11 protein-coding genes are annotated in these 19,426 nt (G+C 55.1%); 1 reads left to right on the top strand and 10 read right to left on the bottom strand.

The window, feature by feature from the left end; translation table 11 throughout:
- Nucleotides 1–12: 12 nt before the first annotated feature.
- Both MKY58_RS15315 and MKY58_RS15320 read right to left on the bottom strand, forming a co-directional pair.
- Nucleotides 13–2,889, bottom strand: a complete 2,877-nt coding sequence (locus tag MKY58_RS15315) for an extracellular solute-binding protein (protein WP_339321037.1) — start codon at nt 2,887–2,889, stop codon at nt 13–15.
- 212 nt (nt 2,890–3,101) lie between these two features.
- Nucleotides 3,102–4,484, bottom strand: a complete 1,383-nt coding sequence (locus MKY58_RS15320; RefSeq protein ID WP_339321038.1) for an extracellular solute-binding protein — start codon at nt 4,482–4,484, stop codon at nt 3,102–3,104.
- 275 nt (nt 4,485–4,759) lie between these two features.
- Here MKY58_RS15320 and MKY58_RS15325 point away from each other — a divergent pair, with 275 nt between their 5' ends.
- The gene (locus tag MKY58_RS15325) at nt 4,760–5,527 is read left to right on the top strand and encodes a helix-turn-helix domain-containing protein (RefSeq protein ID WP_036711533.1); all 768 of its coding nucleotides are present in this window, start codon (nt 4,760–4,762) and stop codon (nt 5,525–5,527) included.
- Between the two features lie 109 nt (nt 5,528–5,636).
- Here the strand turns inward: MKY58_RS15325 and MKY58_RS15330 are convergent, their stop codons facing one another.
- The 8 genes from MKY58_RS15330 to MKY58_RS15365 form a co-directional block, all read right to left on the bottom strand.
- Nucleotides 5,637–8,363: an endo-1,4-beta-xylanase gene (locus tag MKY58_RS15330; RefSeq protein WP_339321039.1), complete on the bottom strand. Its 2,727-nt coding sequence runs from the start codon at nt 8,361–8,363 to the stop codon at nt 5,637–5,639.
- Between the two features lie 220 nt (nt 8,364–8,583).
- Nucleotides 8,584–9,477 (bottom strand): ABC transporter ATP-binding protein, encoded by an 894-nt coding sequence (locus MKY58_RS15335; RefSeq protein ID WP_339321040.1) that lies wholly within the window; start codon nt 9,475–9,477, stop codon nt 8,584–8,586.
- 3 nt (nt 9,478–9,480) lie between these two features.
- Nucleotides 9,481–12,354, bottom strand: a complete 2,874-nt coding sequence (locus MKY58_RS15340) for an ABC transporter permease (protein WP_339321041.1) — start codon at nt 12,352–12,354, stop codon at nt 9,481–9,483.
- Nucleotides 12,355–12,406: 52 nt separating this feature from the next.
- On the bottom strand, nt 12,407–13,465 hold the full coding sequence (locus MKY58_RS15345; RefSeq protein WP_339321042.1) for an efflux RND transporter periplasmic adaptor subunit: 1,059 nt from the start codon (nt 13,463–13,465) through the stop codon (nt 12,407–12,409).
- Entirely contained in the window at nt 13,428–14,159 is a 732-nt protein-coding gene (locus MKY58_RS15350) for an ABC transporter ATP-binding protein (protein ID WP_339321043.1), read from the bottom strand. Before MKY58_RS15350 ends, MKY58_RS15345 begins: the two co-directional genes overlap by 38 nt.
- Before the next feature lie 349 nt (nt 14,160–14,508).
- Nucleotides 14,509–15,942 (bottom strand): glycoside hydrolase family 43 protein, encoded by a 1,434-nt coding sequence (locus MKY58_RS15355; protein WP_339321044.1) that lies wholly within the window; start codon nt 15,940–15,942, stop codon nt 14,509–14,511.
- 130 nt (nt 15,943–16,072) lie between these two features.
- The gene (locus MKY58_RS15360) at nt 16,073–17,704 is read right to left on the bottom strand and encodes a response regulator (RefSeq protein ID WP_339321045.1); all 1,632 of its coding nucleotides are present in this window, start codon (nt 17,702–17,704) and stop codon (nt 16,073–16,075) included.
- The gene (locus tag MKY58_RS15365; protein WP_339325169.1) at nt 17,697–19,388 is read right to left on the bottom strand and encodes a histidine kinase; all 1,692 of its coding nucleotides are present in this window, start codon (nt 19,386–19,388) and stop codon (nt 17,697–17,699) included. Before MKY58_RS15365 ends, MKY58_RS15360 begins: the two co-directional genes overlap by 8 nt.
- Nucleotides 19,389–19,426 lie beyond the last annotated feature (38 nt).

Here is a 19,426-nt window from a genome sequence, read left to right on the forward strand (position 1 = left end):
ACCCCCTGACTGTTAAGGTAAATTGAATTCCTTCCGCTTGACCGCAATTTCGTCATCGATGTACAAGAGGTAATCCGACAAAGCCTCGCGGGGATTTTCGCTGGCGTTGACGACTCTGCGGAATGCGTTGTCCAAGTGCCGCCCGGTAAAGTAGCCGCCCGGAACCTGCGGGATTCCCCTGACCCATTTCCACTGGTTCTCCAAATTGCGATAATCTTTGACCGGCCAAGGCAGCTCCTCAAGCGCCTCGACGTTGGCTGTCGGATAACGGGCCGCCTCGCCCATCAGCCCTTCCATCTCGCGGCCGTAAGCGATTTGGGTATCCTTATCCGTCCACCATTTCATAAATTCCCAAGCCGCCTCTTGATCCTTTGCCCCGGCCAGCATCATGACGCCGGTCGTGTGGCTGGCCACCTCGTGATGGACCGTGCCGTTTTTCTCCGTGCCGGGAACCATGGTGAATTCCCAGAGTCCTTTGATTTCCGGCGCCAATACGGTCAGCATGTTGTACGTCGTATAATCCGCGATGCCGATCGGCATTTCGCCGGTCCGGAACCGGTTCGGGAAATCGGCCAGCAGCGGGAACTTGTAGCTTGTATAAAACTGCGTCCATTTCTTGAAGGCATCCATGGCGGTCTCAGAGTCCAGCGCGCTTTTTTTGCCGCCGTCCCGATAAAACTCGCCGCCGCCTTGATACAGCAGCATGGAGAACGTCGGGTTAGGCACCAGGCTCGCGTTGGCGGCCTCGATCGGCAAGTAAAATTGCATGTTGTGCTTCTGCAAAACCGAAATCATGTTATAGATATCCTGCCACGTTTGGGGAGGCTCAAGGTTCAGTTCCTTCAAGATATCCTTGCGGTAAAAGAGCATCGGGAACGACTGCTGCTCCGGCAGCGCGTAAACGCCCCCGTCATATTGGTAAGGCACCAATCCGCTGTCTCGAAAGCGGGATGCCACTTCGTCATAATCGGCAAACTTCGACAGGTCGACGGCCGCCCCCCGCATGGCATAGTTCACGGGCACGTCTTCGCCGATCTGCATGGCCACGTCCGGTCCTTCGCCGGCGAGCGTCGCGGGCAGAAGGATGTTGGCCGGTACGAGCTTCAGATTGACCGAGATGTTCGAGTTCGGGGTAAACGAATCATCGATCAGGTTTTTCAACACCTGGGCCTGATCCCGCCCCGTCGTAATCCAAACCGTCGTCGATCGCTTCTGCTTGCCGGTATTGCCGATGCTGTCGTAATCCTCGGTGTAAGACGCTGCCAGCGCCCCGGCTTCATGCTTCACGACTTGCGGAAACGTCGCGTCCGCTTTCGGCAGTTTATGATCCGGCGAGGAGACGATCAAATAATCCAGCGTAAGCGGCTGTTCCCGGACGGTCAGAATCCACGTACCCAGGCCGCCGACGTTCGTCTTGAAGGCCTCCAAGCGGTTCGCAACCGTATCCGGCCGCTTGGCCATTTCCTCCAGTTGCTTGGCCATCGTGTGCAAAATGGCGACCTTGTCGCTCTGTTCTCCTGTCGTTTGTTCCAGGTAATCGGCCACGCTTTGGATCGTTTCGGCTTGTTTACGGAATACCTCCGCCATTTCCGGGATCCGCTTCTCCAACTGGTAGTCCCGGTACGGATCGGGGGAATTGGACGTGATCATCAATATTTTGCGGTACATTTCGTTCAACTGCAGCACGCTGGACTCGATCGTCTGAATCAGCGGAGCCAGCTCTCCAAGGGAAACCGCCATGCGAATGCGGTGCTTGCCTTGGGTCAAGTGGAACAGATACGGCTCATCCCCTCCCAGCACGTACATGTCCCAGTCCCTGCCGAATTCGAAAGGAATCCGCTTCATCTCCTTGAACGGAACCTTGCCGTCAATCGTCAGGCTTCGCGTGGCGAAGACGCCTCGCAGCTGATCCTGCTTCTCTTTTAAGGCGATTTGGTACAAGCCGTCCTCCGGCGCTTCGAACTCCCACTCGATCCACTGTCCCGGCAGTTTCCAGTTCAACCCTCCGATCGTGTTGATCCGGATTTTGGACACGTCGTACGGAATCACCGTCGGGCTGGACCTGTCGGAAACGGGATATAAGGTCGGAGAGGATTTATACACCGCATCCTCTGCCTGAATCACGATGTATTGGCCTGTGGCGGGCTGCAATCCTTTGGCTGAATAATCGCCCTTGATTTCTTCGTACGTCTTTAATGTTTCTTCCTGATACAACTCGATATAATCGATGGCCATTGGCTCGCGCAATGCCGTTAATGTCATGCTTTGAAGGCCTTTGTCAAAATAAAACAAGTAGGGTTCGTCATAATAACCGCTGCGGTCGGTAATGGATTCGATTTGCCAGACGGGCTTCTCGACCTGGCTCGGACGCAGATCGTTGCCTCTGTCGTCCCGCCTGATCTTGTCGTCCCGGTTGCCCCATACCCGGTCAAAGGTAACCAGATCGGCTCCCTTAAAGGGGATCTGTCGATTGATCGTCAACTCGCGTTCGATCGCGGAACTTTTCCCCTCGACGGGCAAATATCGGACTCTCACGTTGTAGAGACCCGGCTGTTCGATGGGGATGTTCCAGCTGATGGAACCCGACTCCGGCGTGAGGACGGCGGTTTCCCCCGACGGATGAACGACTTCGAATCCCGGCCCATCGGTCTTGGTAAAGCTCTCGCCCTCAACCCGAATGACCTGATCCGGACGTTTCGCAGCTGAATGGGCTTTTAAATACGCGTCGTAGCCGCCGTCATCTCCGCCCGATCCCGTAACAGCCGCGAAATCGGCCATGGCCCGAACGTTTCGGACTTCGGATGAACCGGAAGGGTAGAAGGCCCAGACGGACGTTACTATGACAAGGACGAGCAAAACAGCGAGGTAGCTCTTCTTTCGGTTGATCATCTTCTCCCTCCTGAAGCAAGAGACTTATCATTTTAATAACAGTCCCGATTAGACATGTTCTAATAGGGACTGTCGGTTCAACGTTTGGATTTCAGGATTTTGCAAAATTCGTTTCCTGCCGCTCCCGGGTACAATATATAGACGAACTAGACCGTTTCGTTCTGTATATTGCTGACTGAAAGTCGCTTTTTGGATTTTTGCAAAATCCTCATTTATTTCGATCCGTACACTTCATCAATCGCTGCTTGGAACGGCGCCTTGTATTTCTCTACGACGGTAGATACCGAAGTTCCGCCGACGATCTCGCCGAGAAAATCGTAAAACTTCAGGTTCGGGAACGTGCCGTGGTCGAGAACGGCCAAATTGGCGGCGACTTCCTTCGCATTGTTGATATCCTCTTCTTTCGTAAACAAGGTTTCATAAGTGGCCTGGTCCGGATAGTCATACATCGAATCGATGTCGTTGATTTTCTCCCAAATATAAAGCAGCTTATCCGGGTCCTTAGCGGCCTTAGGGATGAACAAAGATTGATACAGGCCTTCATAGGAATGGTACGCGCTTGCGCTCGGGCCTTTAGGGAACGGAACGAATCCGATATCCACATCAGGCATATCCTTCTTGATGCCGCTAAGCTCATGAAGGGCCCCTGCATACATCAGCGTATTGCCCTGACGGAAAAATTGGCCCGGTTCGGTCCAGTCTCCGCCTTCCGTCGGCCTGGCTATTTTTTCCGTCGCGATTCGGGAAATGAAATTAAGCGCTTCGGTCGTTTTTGGATCTTCCAGGTTCTGCTTGTTTTCTTTCGTCAAACTTGTTTCGTTGGAAGCGAGCGCAAATTCAAGCGGCGACGGATTGGCGAGTCCCCAGGAATCCAGCTTGCCGTCGTTATTCGTATCCTTGTTGGCTTCTTTGGCCACTTGCAGGAACGTATCCCAATTCCAGCTGTCCTCATTGACGTAGTCTTGAAGCGGCTTCAAGCCGAGCTTGCTCATGAGGGTCCGGTTGTAAAAAATGCCCTGAACCAGGTTGGCTTGGTTTTCCGTGAAGCCGTACCCTCTTCCGTTATATTGCATGTATTGATTGGTCACGTTTTGGTTAAAAGCTGCCGGATTTTTCGTGTACTCATCGACGGGTGCCAGCAGATCCTGTTTCACAAGCGTTGGAATCGTATAGTTTTTGCCCAGTCTGACGATGTCGCCGAGCGGCTCGCCGGCCAGCAGGGATGCCGTCACTTTTTGCTGGTATTCGCCGTAGTCGATCGCGACGTATTCCATTTTGAAATTATGCTTCTTTTGCAGCTCCTCCAGGTTTTTTTTGCGCTGGATGTTATCCGGGTTATCCTCCGGAATCGTCATATCCCACCACGATACGACCTTGATCGTTCGGCCGCCCAAGTCGAAATCCATGTCCGGCGTTTTGTACGATTGCTCCGATTCTTTCTCCGCGCCCTTATTTTCCGTGTCGGTTGCCGCAGTCTCGGGTTTCGTCTCCGTCACGGCGGCAGTGCTTGGACCGCCCTTGGAGCCGCCATTGCTGCATGCCGAAAGCACAAGCATCAGCGTGCAAAGCAGCATCATCATTTTTCGATTACGCATTTTTCCAATCCCCCCATGAAATGAGTTGCATTCGAATCACATTCAAAGTGTAGCGCTTACATTGAAAGAGCAACAACCCGTGGTAAATTAGGTATTCTACCCGTCAAAATATAGATCCCTTGCAACCCCTTACATTGCAAACGGCCAATAAGTAAACAACGGTTAGCAATATAAAGAAAAGCACATTGTTTGCGGGACGGGTTTTTTTTCATAATGAGAAATAAGCAACTTCACCGAGACAACGTTTTAACGAGAAAGAAATAGGGGGGAATATCGTGTATAAGGTGCTGCTTGTTGATCCCGATCATCATGCGAAGGAACGGATGAAGCGTATGCTGGACAGACATCAAGCGGAATTTGAATTGGAGTGCCATGCCGCTGCGGCTGCCGAGGCGTTGTCGATGCTTTCCGCCCAGAATCATCAGCTGGTGCTGATCAGCATGAGGGCCTCGGAGGAAGAAGGGCTTCGGCTGTGCGGCCGCATCCGGGAGAAAAGCCGCGTCCCGATCGTGCTGATCGGCGGGCGCAATGAGTTCCAGCTTGCCCGGAAGGCCTTGTATTATCAGGTGAACGACTATCTGCCCGACCCTGTCACGCCGGAGGAATTCTCCGCGAGCCTGGAGAACGTGAAACGGGAGCTGGACGTGGCGCTGTTTTCCGGAAACCAAGCGGACCCATGGTCGGAAGCCGTTCGGCAAGCTGCGGCCGTCTCTTCGGCCGACATTATCGATAAGGTGAAGGCTTATGTGGACGAGGCCCTGCATCAAAACATCACTCTGAAGGAAATCTCCCATATTTTCCATTTCAACTATTCTTATCTGGGCCAGAAATTCAAGGTTCAAGAGAAGATGACCTTCAAGGAATATCTGCTTCAGCAGCGCATGGAGAAGGCGAAATTTCTGCTCGAGAATACCGACATGAAGGTGTATGAAATTGCGAACGAAGTCGGATATACCGAGATGGACTGGTTCTACAAGAAGTTCAAAACGTATACTGGTGTAAGCGCTAACAAGTATAGAAAAACCCTGAACATTACGGCGTAACAAAACGTCTATCAATGTAGACACTATGTAACTAACCATCACATATCAAAGGCCGCTTCCCGGTTGACCATCCGGGAGCGGCCTTTATTCGTTCCCCCTCTCGCTGGGGTTATTCCAATGTTAACAGTCCGATGTTGGTCAGGTTCTGCCACGTTCTGTCCGACGTATCATTCCAGATCGCCACGCTGTCGCGTGTCCCGTCGTCATTCTCGTCATTGTTGACCTGTACGTCAAACCCGATGAGACTGCCCGCCTTAGGCGGCGTTCCGACCCAATCGACTGCGGCCTCGATGATATAGCCTGTCGGTGTCCGCTTCGCGGCCGACGTCAAATTGGCGCCGAGCGATCCGGGGTTGACCGACGTTTCGTTATCGAAGTTCACGCGATACTGCCCGTCGTCGCCGTCATAAGAACCGGTCCTTGCATTGTTCTGATCGATGAAGATTTCGACGGAGTCCTGCTCCCATGCATTGGCGCTCCGCTTGGTCACCAGCGAGTCGGTCACCTCGGCCAGCACGTACAAACGGTTGTCGTCCCAGAGCGTTCGTACCTTCGCCGTTGAGCCCGAAGATCCGCTGACCCAGCGGTCGGTTACGATCTGCTCCGCCTTGTTCCAAATGTCGTCGATCTCCCCGTCGATGACCGCCGTTCCTTTTACGGCCTTGGCGGTTCGCGGACCTTCCACCATCGTCAATACGCCATACCCGGACGTATCGGCGTCCTGCCTGTGATGAATATCGTTCCAGGATGCCAGCTCTTCCGCCGAACCGGACCGGTCGCGGATGCGGACGTCAAAGCCGATTTCCTTTCCGGTTTGCGCGCCGTCGACCGGGATCGAAGCTTCGATCCGGTATCCCTTCTCCGTCTTCACCGCCTTATACTCGGCCCGTTTATGCGGATTCGCGCCGCTGCGCCGAAACGTGTACTTTTTGTCGTCTGCTTCGTAAGCATTCGTTTTGCCGTTGTTTTCGTCAATATACACCTCGACGGCATCATTGCCGTTCACCGTGGCATCATCGACATCGACCCATACGTACAGATGTCCTGCATCCCATAACGTTTTATAAGTCGCTGCCGCTTTGCCGCCTGCCTGGATCGGCACGGCCTGCGCCACATTCCATGCCGCTTCCGCCTGGCCGTCGATCTTCACGCTGCCCCCCAGGGCTTTGATGCGCTTCGTTTCGACCGGAACCTTCGCCGGATCGACGAGCGCCCAATAAGCGTATTTGGCTTGCAGCCGTTCATCGAACAGCAGCGGCCAATTGTTGCGAACGACCGGAAACGTGCGCAGCCAGGTGTTCAGGTCGTCCTTGCCCCAGAATATGACGGCGCTGAGCTGATCCGAATGCTTCCTGAATACGTCGAAAATCTCCTTGTAGCGGTTGGCCTGCTTGATTTGCAGCTCCGTTGGGAACGTCTCATAAGCGTCCGCGTCATTCGTATAGATGCTCATGTCCAGTTCGGTGACTTGCTGATCGATGTTAAGATCCCGAAACGCCTGAATCATATCATCTAACTCCTGTACCCGCGGATATTCGATCCCGATATGCGTCTGGTGGCCGACTCCGTCGACCGGAATCCCTTTGTCCTTCAAACGCTTGATCAGATCATGCAGAAACTGCCGTTTCACGGGATCATTCGTGTTGTAATCGTTGATGAACAGCTTGGCGTCCGGATCGGCTTCATGCGCATAAATGAACGCTTTTTCAATGAATTCCTCGCCTGCAATTTGATACCATAAGCTGTTGCGGAGGCCCCCTGGCTTCTTGTCCCCGGGCTCAATAACCTCGTTCACGACGTCCCAAGCGTAGATTTTTCCTTTGTAACGGCCGACGACGGTATCGATATGCTTTTTCATCCGCGCATATAGAAGCTCCTTGCTGGCGAGGTTGCCGCTGCTGTCATAGAACACCCATTTCGGCGTCTGGGAATGCCAGACCAGCGTATGCCCCCGCATCGCGATCCCGTTATCCATGGCGAAGTTTACGATTTTATCTGCTGCCGTAAAATTGAACTGACCCTCCGCGGGCTCCGTGGCGTCCCATTTCAGCTCGTTGCCGGCCGTCAGGCTGTTGAAATGCTTGCGGACCAGCTCCGCATCCGGGCCGTTCGGATTCTCGATTTCATTGACCAGCAGGGCCGTCCCCAGCTTGAATTGGCCGGCAAACACGTCCTTCAGGCTCGGAATGTCCTTTTGAATTTCGATCGGAACCGGGTCCGGAGCGCGCTCGATCACGACATCGTCCACGTAAAAGTCCAGCGTCGGATGATCGAAGGATTCGAAATAAACGGCCAAGCTTTCAATCGGCTGCTGCAGGGTATATTCTCCGCTGAGCTTGACCCATCCGCTGTCGCCCGCCTGAACCGATTTGACGACTTCATACGCATTGGTTCCGCCCGTCGTGCGCTGGATCACCATCGATACCGGCGAGCCCGGCGTTCCGGCAGGCAGCTTGACCCAAGCCGATAAACGGTACGTCTTTCCCGTTTCCATGATCGGCGTTACGTCAAGCTGCGGACCGTTCCAGCCCTGGGTTCTGCCGGTGACCTGCATGCCGTAAGATCCCGTATGAGCCGCTAACGGGGAAACCGTCAGGATTTCATTGCCTCCCCGCCCGAACCAGCCTTGGAGCGTCCCATCCTCGAAATCCTTGGTGATCCGCACGCTTGCTGCCCCATCTCCCGTCTCGGATGTTCCCGCGCGGCCTTCAGAAAGCGCTTGCGATTCCTGCTGTGCACTGGCATGGCTCGGGCGTGTGCCGAGCGATAAAGGGGCCAGCACGAGAACAAGCGCAATCATCAACAGGATGGAACGTTTCATTCGATGCTTCTTCATGAATCCACCTCTCCTCAAGTTATCTATTCCATTAAAACGCCTCTTTACGGCATTCCATGGCCATGTATTGGATCGCTAAATCTATATCGAATGAACGAAAGTACTTCAATGACACGGATGTCCGCTCTGGATCAACAATGACAAAAAAGACTTTGGTTCATTCCGACTTGTTAAGGCTGTGCCTTATATATGGAAGGATTAAGCCCGAAGATCACTCGAATTAGACCGTCTGCCTTTCGTTCGCCGGGTACAGGACGATTCGTCCGTCCTCGAGTTCGACGCGCACTTTGTTGCTGTCCTTGAAGCTCCCCGTGCCCAGATAACCGGCAGGGATTTGCAGCCGGCCGGCCTTGTCGAGCACCGCATACTCGATATGGCTCTCGGCTTCCCGCAGGGCGGTGTCGGCGTCCATTTGCGTCAACACGTCGGAATAAGAGATCCTGCGGAGCATCTCGGCGGACGTCTTACCGTCACGGATCTGAACAACCCGGTCCACCTTCCGGGCCAGCTCCGGATCATGGGTTACGATCACAATCGTAATGCCGATCGCCCGGTTCAATGTCCGGAACAAATCGAGAACCTGATTGGACGTGGTCGTATCCAGCGATCCCGTCGGCTCATCGGCGAGCAGCAGCCGCGGCTCGTTCGCCAGCGCGATGGCGATGGCCACCCGCTGCTGCTCTCCGCCGGACAATTCGCTGAGCTTGTTTTTCACCCTGTGGGTCAGGCCGACCGCTTCCAGGAGCTCGAGCGCGCGGGCCCGGCGTCTTCGGCCACGCAGGAGAATCGGGAGCTCGACATTTTCGATCGCGGTCAAATAGGGAATCAGGTTGCGCGCGTTATTTTGCCAGACGAATCCGACCGACTCCCGCTTATATTTCACGAGGTCGCGTTCGCTGAACGCGAGCAGGTCCTTGCCGTCCACGTACAGCTTGCCGGCCGATGGTTTGTCGAGGCCGCCCAGCATGTTGAGCAGCGTCGATTTGCCGCTGCCGGAATTGCCGATGATCGCCATGAATTCACCGTTCTCTACCTGAAGATCCAGCCCTTGAAGGGCGACGACTTCCAGGTCCGCCGATTTATAAATTTTGACGAGCCCTTCGCATTGAATCATGAACTATTCCTCCCCGAGCTTCAGCGCCTGCGCGATGCGGATTCGTGTCAGCCGGTACCCCAGAATGAGCAGCCCGGTCGCCAGCGTGAACCCGATGATACCGTACAGCTGCAAATAATCGCTGAGCTGATATGTAATCGTGAATGGAGGGACTTGTTCTTTGGACGCAAACGACATTTCGAAGAGCGGCACGAATTTCATGCTGGTGACGTTGCCGATGAACACGCCGATGAGGACCGCGGCCCCCGACGTGAGCAGCTGTTCGCTGACGAGCATGCCGATCATTTGCGGGAAAGAGATGCCCATCGCCCGCAAAACCCCGTATTGAAGCGTTCTGCCGGATAAGGTCAAGACCCAGAACAGCAGGAAACCGATGAAGCTGACCAGCATGGAGATGGCAAATCCGAGCGTCATTACGCCGTTCATCGCCAAACGGAACGGATCATTCCTGGATTGGACCACCTCCTGGGTCGCGTCTCGGAGGCTCGTCACCTGCAGCTTCTTCTCCTTCAGCTGCCCGTAGATATCTTCGCTGCTTGTGCCGTCCGCCAGCTTCAGCCATATTTCGTACGGCTCGACTGCCAGGCGGTTCTGAATCGTGCCCAGATGTCCGACAACGAGATGCGGCTGCTCCGGTTTGCCGCTTCCTTGATCGGACGGCAGCGGACTCCAGCTCGGCCAATAATCGATAATGCCGTACACGGTAAACGTCGCCCCGTCCAGACCGTCCCAATAGACCCGGATCGGATCGCCGGGCTTCAGCTTGGCATCCTCCGCAAGCGAGCGCGAAATGAGCACAGCCTCCGGATTCGGGGCGATCAGATTCAAGTAGCTGTTGATCGGATGCTGCAGCAGCCCCTCCTTCATCCATGCCGTATTGCCGAAATCCTTCGTGTCGATGCCAAAAAGAACCGTTTTGCCGTTTTTTTCATTGCTGCCGGCACTGAACCTGGCCTCCGGCTTCTTGAACACCCTTGCCGTCGCTTGCACGCCGGCCAGCTCCCGAATGGGCTCGAAGGGCGGCTCCGTATACTGAACCCGTTTCTGCACGATTGTCGTTGACGGCTCAGACTGAGGCTGCCCTCCCGCCCCCGGGGATATGGGGGGAGGCGCGTCGCTTTCCCATTTTGTCGTCAGTGCAATGTCCGTGCCGACCGCATACCGAACCTTGCTGTCCATGTTGTCGTTGATTGTCCTGGCCGCGTTCGCGCTGAATAGACCCGTCGCCACCGTCATGATCAGGAACACCTGAATGGTCAAATACTGCCCTGAAGAGCGGCTGATCTGAACGAGCGTATGATACAGCGCCGGCGGCCATCCGTTTCGGCCCAGCCAATAAACGAGCCTGACGAACCAGGGGTATACCCGCAGCACCAGCAGGCCGCCTCCAAGTGCGAAAAGAGCCGGGGTCAGGAACAAGAGAGGATCGACCTGCAGGTCGGCAGATCCCAGCGCAAGCCTCCGCAGATCTTCCTGGCGCTGGTTGAAATTGTACAGCAGGTAAGCTGCCAGGCAGACGAGCACCACATCGAGGCCGGTCCTATGCCAGATCGACAGCCGGGTCAGGCGCGCCGTCTGCTGCTTATGGCTTACGATGCTCACCCGCGTTGCGAGGAAGGCCGGAATCAGGATCAGGATGATCGCTCCCGCCACAGCGGCTGCAGCCACTTGATAGGCGCTGCTCGTCATGCTCACTTTCAGCGCGGAGCGCTGCACGAACTCCAGAAACCCATTGGAAGCCCCAAGCAGTTTCGTAAACCATACGCCGAGAAACGGTCCGGCGGCCAGCGCGCTCAGCCCCAGCAGCAGGCTCTCCAGCAGGTAGGCCGCCATAATCTGCAGACGGCTAGCTCCCCGGCTGCGTAGCACGGAGATCTCCGTTTTTTGCCGATCGATGATGAGATTGGCGGTCATGTATAAATAGAACGCCAGCATCAGCATGACGGGGGTATACAGCGAAAGCGTCACGGTATCGAGCTTCTCCTGTTTGCCCTGGTACGACGCGATGGTCTGGCTCGCCGGGATTTTGATATCGGCAACCCCAAGCTTTCCTTTGAAATAACGCCGGACCTCCCGGTCCGTCTGGATGAACGCATCAACCTTATCGAGCGACAGCTGCTCGTAATGGAGTGCGAGCCGCCACTCCATGCTGGAAACCCTGGCTTTGCCGCCTTTCGTAAATTCGCGCTCGAACTGCTGGAAAGGGATCAGGAATCCGTCCTCGTTCTCCGTGGTCAGAAACGGCAAATACCGGTCCGCCTCCGTATTCGTCTCTACGATGCCGACCGGAATGACCCGAAAGCGGGTTTTCCCGCCATCCTGAGGTTCTACGGTCAGTTCTTCACCAAGCTTCCGCTTGGCCGCCAGCTGAAACTTCTGCGTGACCAGCGCCTCGATGATCCCGTCCGAACGATCCGCAGGCATCCGCCCCTCGATCAGACGGACCCGCTTCTCCAGATCGGACAGCGACATAAAGCTTCCTAACGTCTTTTGCGATTGCTTTTCTTGGGCGGAAGCATCGGCTCCGTATACCTTCATCTTCGGCGTGAACCTTTGCTGGTAGAACGATAGCGCCTCCAGCCCCATGCGCTCCGGAATCGTCTTGACGAACCGGTCGGCGCTTTCGACGGCTTCCGTCGTCTTTGCGTCCATGGAGGGTGCCGAGACCGTGGTGCTTATTCGGAGATAGCCCGGATACACCCCGTTCCCGGTCTGCACGGACTGCAGCTCCTTCAGTAATGTCCGCTCCAGGATGGCCTGCGAGTAGAGCGGCATGGAGCTGAACAGGGCCACGCATACGGTAAGGCCGATCCACAAATTCAGCTGCAGCCACTTGTTGTTGGCCATCTTGCGCAGGATCATCGTCCATAAAGCCAAATCATACACCTCATCCCTCATGCCCGGCCGGACCGGGCTGTAGCTCTTTGCGTTAATTGTTCAGGATGACCTTTTGGCCTTCCTCCAGTCCTTTGACGATCTCGACTTCCGTCGGCGTCGTTAATCCGATCTCGATGTCAACCTCCTTGCGGCGGTCTCCTTCGGCGACCTGAACATAGGAACGTCCCATATAGGAGCGGATGGCAGAGCGGGGTACAATGATCGCGTTATCCCGCTTCTGTAGCTCAATCGTCAGCTCGGCGCTGTCGCCGACCTTGACGTCGCCCGGGGCGTTGTCCATACTCATGAAGATCGTTACCCCGTTCTTTTCGGCCTTCGTACTGTCCGCGGCAGCCGGCAAATCCGAAGGGGACTGGAGGACCTTTCCTTTATAGTCCTTGCCTTTATACTTAAGGCTGACGGGCATCCCGGCCTTGACCGGGTTCAGATCCTTGCTGTCCGCCGCAACGTACGTCAGCTGCACTTTGGACAGGTCGGAGACGGTGACGATCGCTTGGTAAGCGTTCACGTTGTCTCCCGCATTCAGCTTCTCGACAAACGTCACCGTTCCCGAGACGGGAGCGTACAAGCGCGATTTTCCAAGCCTGGCCTTCATCTCCTGCAGCGACATCCGCTCGCGCTCCAGGTCGATTTCCTTAAGCCGTAGATCTACGGCGCCTGCGCCTGCATCGCGTGCCTGTTTGTACAGCAGCTGTGCGCGCTCTACATTCAGCTGCTGCAGACGCACCTGAAAATCGAGGTCGCCCGTCTCCAGCTCGGCCAGCAGATCGCCCGACTTCACCTCCTGGCCCACCGTCACCGCAATCGATTTGAGCCTTCCGCCCATTTCCTTGAAGGACAGCGCTTCGGATTGGGCCGACACAAAATAAGCCGTCCCCTTCAGGAAGGTCTGAATTTTCCCGCGGCTCGCCTGCACGACGTTAAACTGTTCTTTGGCCGGCTCGACCAAGGGCGGCTGCAGCGTTTCCGGTTCGACCGGCAGGAGCGAACAGCCCGAAAGCAGCATCAGCGCCGTCAGCAGCGCGGCGATTCGGCTCAAGCGCCGGTCTTTGTTAGATAAGGGGAGATTCGTTCGTTGTCTGCGATACAATAGTTCCATCCTCCAATGCGATAACGTGATCGACAAGCTCCATCATGCCGGGGTCATGCGTCGTGAGAACGACCGTCATCCCCGACTCTTTCACCAGCTCGCGAAAAATGCGGACGACCTGCAGCCCCATCTTGCTGTCCAGCTCTGCGGTCGGCTCATCCGCAATCAGCAGGACGGGCTGGTGGACGATCGCCCGGGCAATGGCTACGCGCTGCTGTTCGCCGCCTGACAGCTCGGACGGCCGGTGCTTCATCCGCTCCCGCATGCCGACGCGGTCAAGCGCATCCTCCACCGCCTCCCGGTTCCCCTTCAGTCCCGCGATACGCAGCCCGAATTCGACGTTCTCGTAAGCCGACATCAGCGGCATTAAACCATAGGACTGGAATACGAGGCCGATCTCCCTGCGCCGGATCTGGCTGCGTTCGGAGCCGGATAATCCGGTGATCTCCCTTCCCTTGAAATAAACCTGTCCCTCCGTCGGATCGTCCAATGCGCTGAGAATGTTCAATAACGTCGTCTTTCCGGAACCAGAGCGCCCCCTCAAAGCCACGATCGTTCCAGGCGGAATATTCAGATCGATATTCTCCAAAGCGGTCACGGCCGTATTCCCCCTGCCAAAGATCCGTTTGATCCCGCATGCCCGCAGAATCGGTCCGCTGCCCGAATCACTCATCTCCGTTTCCTTCGTGTTCATTGCACTCGCCTCCTTCGATATGGCCCGATTCGATATATTTCAGCGTCAAAGCCGCATCCGGATGGATTGTATGCGAACCAATGCAAAGCGCAGGCGCCATCACAACCCATTTTAGCGCTTTCATTTCGAACGAAATACCCGTTGATTCCCGTTCGTTTACCTGAGAAAACCTAGAATTATGCTGGGTGCAGGCTTGGCGGCTTCCTACTTGCAAGGTTCGGATACCGGCTCCTGAAATGATCTTTCCGACAGCGAGGCAGCGAAGGTCCAATAAAAAAAGAATGCAGCCCGTTCAATCGGACGGCATTCTTTCCATGGCACAACATGACAAACGTTCATCCCGGCTTGCTTACCTAAATTGCCAATCCCCTAGCCGGAACAACTCGATGTCCGGCTTTCCTTTGAAGATCAGGAACAAATCATGAACGCCCTCCGCACCGCTGACGGGCGTCGTCACCTCAATCCACTGTCCGCCGGTCGAAGGCACCTGAAGCGTGCCGATCGATTGGCCTTCAGGACTGTCCAAGCGGAGCTCAATGACTCCCCCGTCATTCATACACGACACGGATGCGGCAAACGCGGAGGCCCCGGCTCCGAAATCAACGCCGGACACGGCCGTCCAATCGCCATGATGGATATCCGCCAAGACCATAAGCGGCTCGCCCTGTCCCCCTCCATCAGGCTGGAATTGCCGCACGTTCACACCCGCGCACCAAGCAATCGTCTCCGCCCCGACGCGGGCATACGGATTCAGCGGCTTGATCTGCTTAGCGCCGACCATGTCCGCATCGATGGGGAGAATCGCTCCCTCTTCGTCCAAGAACACTTGGTTTAGATGAGTGGACCGATATCCCTTCTGCACGCCCATGGCCTTCGATAAGGTCTGCGCGTGATAAGCAATATACCAATTTTCATGAAATTGGAAAATGGCATGGTGGTTATTCCCGCTGACACCGAAAAAATGGCCGGGATTTTTAAGAATCGATCCCTGGTACGTCCAGGGTCCCATCGGGCCGGTGCTGGTCATATAGGCAATCTCTCCCGCCGGGGGGCTCCCTTCCGGCCGCATCCCATCGTAGAAGTTGGAGCAATACGAAAAGTAATACCTGCCGTCCTTCTTATGTATGCCGGCATCCTCGAACATAAACGGAGCCGGGATCGGCTCGGCTTCGCCGACCACGCTGATCATGTCGTCACCCAGCCGCATCACGCGGGCGGTCCCCGGGCTCTCATGCTCTCCTTCCGGCACGCCGCCGCCGAAGTAAATATATCCCTTGCCGTCTTCGTCCACCAGGACGGCCGGGTCGAAGAGCCATACGACGCCTTGAACGCCCGGCGTATCCCTTGCGATCAGCGGCCTGCCGATCGGATCGACCCACGGCCCGGTCGGACTGTCGCTCGTCAGCACGCCGATGCCGCTGGCGTTGTTGGCAAAGTACAAGAAGAAACGGTCTTTGCCGTCTATTCTTTTGTGGGCCGCAGCCGGCGCCCAGGATTGCGTCGCCCATTTGGCCGCTCCTTCCGGACCTGCGACTTGAATGACGCCATGGTCCGTCCAGTTCGCCAGATCATCCGAGGAAATCACCGATATGCGGTTGATGGTGCTGTAGCTGTTCTCCTTGACCTCTCCTTGCTCGTCGTACTCCAATACGTCGTCCGTATTATAGAGGTATACGCGCCCGTTGAACACAAGCACATAGGGGTCGGCCCCGAATTTATGGGCGACAAGCGGATTTCCGTTTTGCGGCAGTTTGCCGATCGGTGCATGCACGACTTCATTCATTTTTGCGTCAACTCCCGTTATTCAGCATTTTTAGTCTTTAACCCAACTCTCATAAAAGCGTAAAGCTTGCGCTCCGCGGGAACAACCCGTCTAATCCGTCCGAATTACCCTCCAAACTCTAGTTAGACCGTCAATTCAAAGACAGCGTATCCCGGTATTCCTGCGGCGTAAGCCCCGTCGCCTTTTTGAAAAAGCGGGTGAACGAATGGGCCGCCTCGTAACCGACGGATAATGCCACCTCCCGCACTTTCAGATCATTGTCCCGCAGCATCTCCTTGGCTTTCTTCACGCGGCATTTGTCGATAAAATCGGATAAATTGATTCCTTTTTCCTGCTTGAAAAACCGTGACAAATACGACGGGTTGAAATAATGGATTTCCGCGAGGCGCACCAAAGACAAATCTTCGCTCAAGTGTTCTTCGACGTACTCGCAAATCCGGTCGACGATCAGCGAGGCCCTGTCCCTCTCCTGCGTTTGTTTGCTTAGAAAAATGGATTCCGCGACGCGCTTCAGGTAACCGAACGCCGCTTCCATCGTGGGATGATCGTTTAGCCGCATCAATTGCCCGGCATCGTCGATTCGTCCGTGCATTCCCATACGGCCTATGCAGGAATGCAGCATCAACGCGACCGTATAATACGTTTCAATCGTTAACTGTGCATTTCCGTTCATTTTCAGGGCGTTGCCCGCCACCTCTTCAAGCTCCTGAAGAAACTCCTCATTTCTGCCCGATTCAAGATAAGCCTTCAGCACTTCCGCCTTTTGACTGTCCGCAAAGCTTTCTTTGCCGGCCAATCCATCGAGCGGCTCGAAGCCGTCGCGCACAATGATGGCGCCCCCGCTGCCGATCCTTAGCTGCTGCAGCTCCCGCAGCCTTTCGTACTGCCTCGTCAAACATTCCCATCTGCATGCTTCGCAGCTCAGCGTCCATCCGATGGTCAATCCAAGCGAACCGAGACATGATTCTTGAATCATCTCCAGCGTCCCCTCCACGAAACGGATAAAATGGCTGTCAAGCCTGCCTTCGGCCCGCACAGACGGTTGAAGAAACCAAAAAAGGTCGCCGTGCTTATCGATGATCCCCATGCTTCGGGCCCTATCCGAAAAATAGGTATCCCAGGCCATTCTGACGGATGACATGATTTCGGATCTTTCGGTATACGTCCTGCCCTCCGGGTACGAAATGCGGCCAAGGACCAGCACGACCGGCTGGGCAGGATCCAGGCCGATGTCCAGCTTGCCGAATTCGCGGACCATCACCTCCGCATCCCTGCACAAAACACGGCTGTTCTGGAGAAGATGCCTCATATAGTCGCCCTGCGCCATGAATCGGTACGCAAGCAGCTGCTCGCGGGATTGTTCCAGCAGCAGGCTGTCATGACGAGCACGGTCCATTTCGTCCAGGACCGCCTGCACGGTGTCGATCACCTTGCCGTACCCTTCCGTCTTCAACACATAACGGACATTCGTCATTTGGATGGCACGGTACGCATATTCGAATTCGCTGTGCCCGGTCAAGAACACCACCCTGCATCTCGGCCAGTACTTCTGAATTTCTTCGGATAATTCCAGTCCGTTCATGCCGGGCATGGCAATATCGGTCAAGACGATATCGATTCTCGTACGCGACATCCAATCCAGCGCTTCTTTGGCGGAATAAGCTTTGCACACGTCGAGCCGCTCCGGATGATATCGATTGAATACTTCATACAGCCCGTCCGTAATGATGTCTTCATCGTCAACGATCAGCAGTCTATACATCCCCGCTCTCCTCCCTGAATTTGATTCGAATGGCGGCCTCAAGCCCGCCAAGCTTGCTTCTCGACAAAAACAGCCCGCTGCCTTCTCCGTAAGTGAGCAGGATTCGCCGGTGGATGTTCATGATCCCCGTCATTTCATGGGATTCGGCAGGACCTGATACCCGATGCTGAAGGGCTTCGAGCCCGGCATCGTCGATGCTGTCCCCGTTATCCTCCACCTTGATGAGACATTCCGCGTCGGTATGTTCAAACGTGACGCGAAGAAACCCTTCGTTCGGCATGTTCTCCAGACTGTGTTCATAGGCGTTTTCGATCATTGGTTGGACGATCAATCTCGGCACCTTAATGCGCCGCATGGCCTCCGGCAATTCGTCGAATTGGACGCGGATCCGCCGGGAGAACCGGAGCTGCTGGATTTCCGTATACATTCTCGCATGCTTGATTTCTTCCGACAGCGTGACGTGGTCCTCGCCGTTGCGGGCGATGAATCGGTAATATTCGCCGAGCATGATCGTGAACAGCTCGATCCGGTCGGTGTCGCCCGTCTTGGCCAGCGAGTTCAGGATAAAAAAGCTGTTATACAGAAAATGCGGTTTGATTTGCGACTGCAGCTGCTTCAGTTCCGCCTTCTGCATCATCAACTTCTGTTTGAAATCTTGATCGATCAAGGTCTGAAGTTTGACGAGCATCTGATTAAACCGGTCATACAAATAGCCGAATTCATCCTTTTGCTCATGGCGGATCGGAATATCAAGAGTCCCGCCCTCCATTCTGCGAAAGCTTTGGACGAGCGAGAGGAGCGGGCGATGAACGTAACGGTAAGTGGAAAAGGCATACACGACGATGGCAAAAACCGAAGTTACCGCGAATACCCATGCCCATAGATTGAATTTGATCAGCGGCCTCCTCACCGTTCCTTCGGGTAAGTACGATACGAGGGAGAGGCCCAGCTTGTCGGAATGGGCGATGTTGAAATGGTATTCCCTTCCGCCGATATCAAGCAGCATCGTGCTGTCATCCAAGTCCTTGGCCGCCTGGATCCATTCCTCCGGCAATCCCTGCGGCGTGCCCGTGCTGGATAAAGTGAACCCCGCCGCCTCCGCGATCAGAATCGACCCGCTTTCGGGATACGCGCCGAGCGGTCCCATGGAATCCTTCAGCTTGTCGTTATCCAATTCGATTTGAACGAGATACAGCGGATCCTCGTCATTTTTCCCGCCGTACTTGGACGCCGTCAGCTGAAGTGAATCGCCCTGCCGGACCAGCCGGCTGCCGCTTCGTTCGCCGATGGAGCGTATTTCTTCATATCTTTGCCGGTCCAGGGCGCGAACGGCGTTGCTTGCCGAAATCGTTTTATCGATCGAATGAATATGGACATAAATATCTTTAATATACGGGCTGCTGTTTTTTATGGAGGTCAGGCGATGGAGCAAATAATTTACGCTGGACCTTTTCTCCGCGCTGTCCATCTTCTCCCACGTGATGGCGATTTTATGAAGCTCGCTTTCCTGCAAAATATCGAACTGCTGAATTTCCAGCCATTCGATTTCCCGGTTCAGCCCCTCGAGATAGGACGACAACTGCGCCAGCGCATTTCTGGATATTTCTTCGCTTGCGTTTTTATAGCTCCAATTGTACAAATAAACGCCGAGCAGAATGATCGGGAGGATCACCACCACATACATCAGGACAAGCCTGGCCAGAATGGTATGACGCAATGAAT

The sequence above is a fragment of the Paenibacillus sp. FSL W8-0194 genome, from assembly GCF_037969745.1.
Classification (GTDB): Bacteria; Bacillota; Bacilli; order Paenibacillales; family Paenibacillaceae; genus Paenibacillus_AQ; species Paenibacillus_AQ cookii.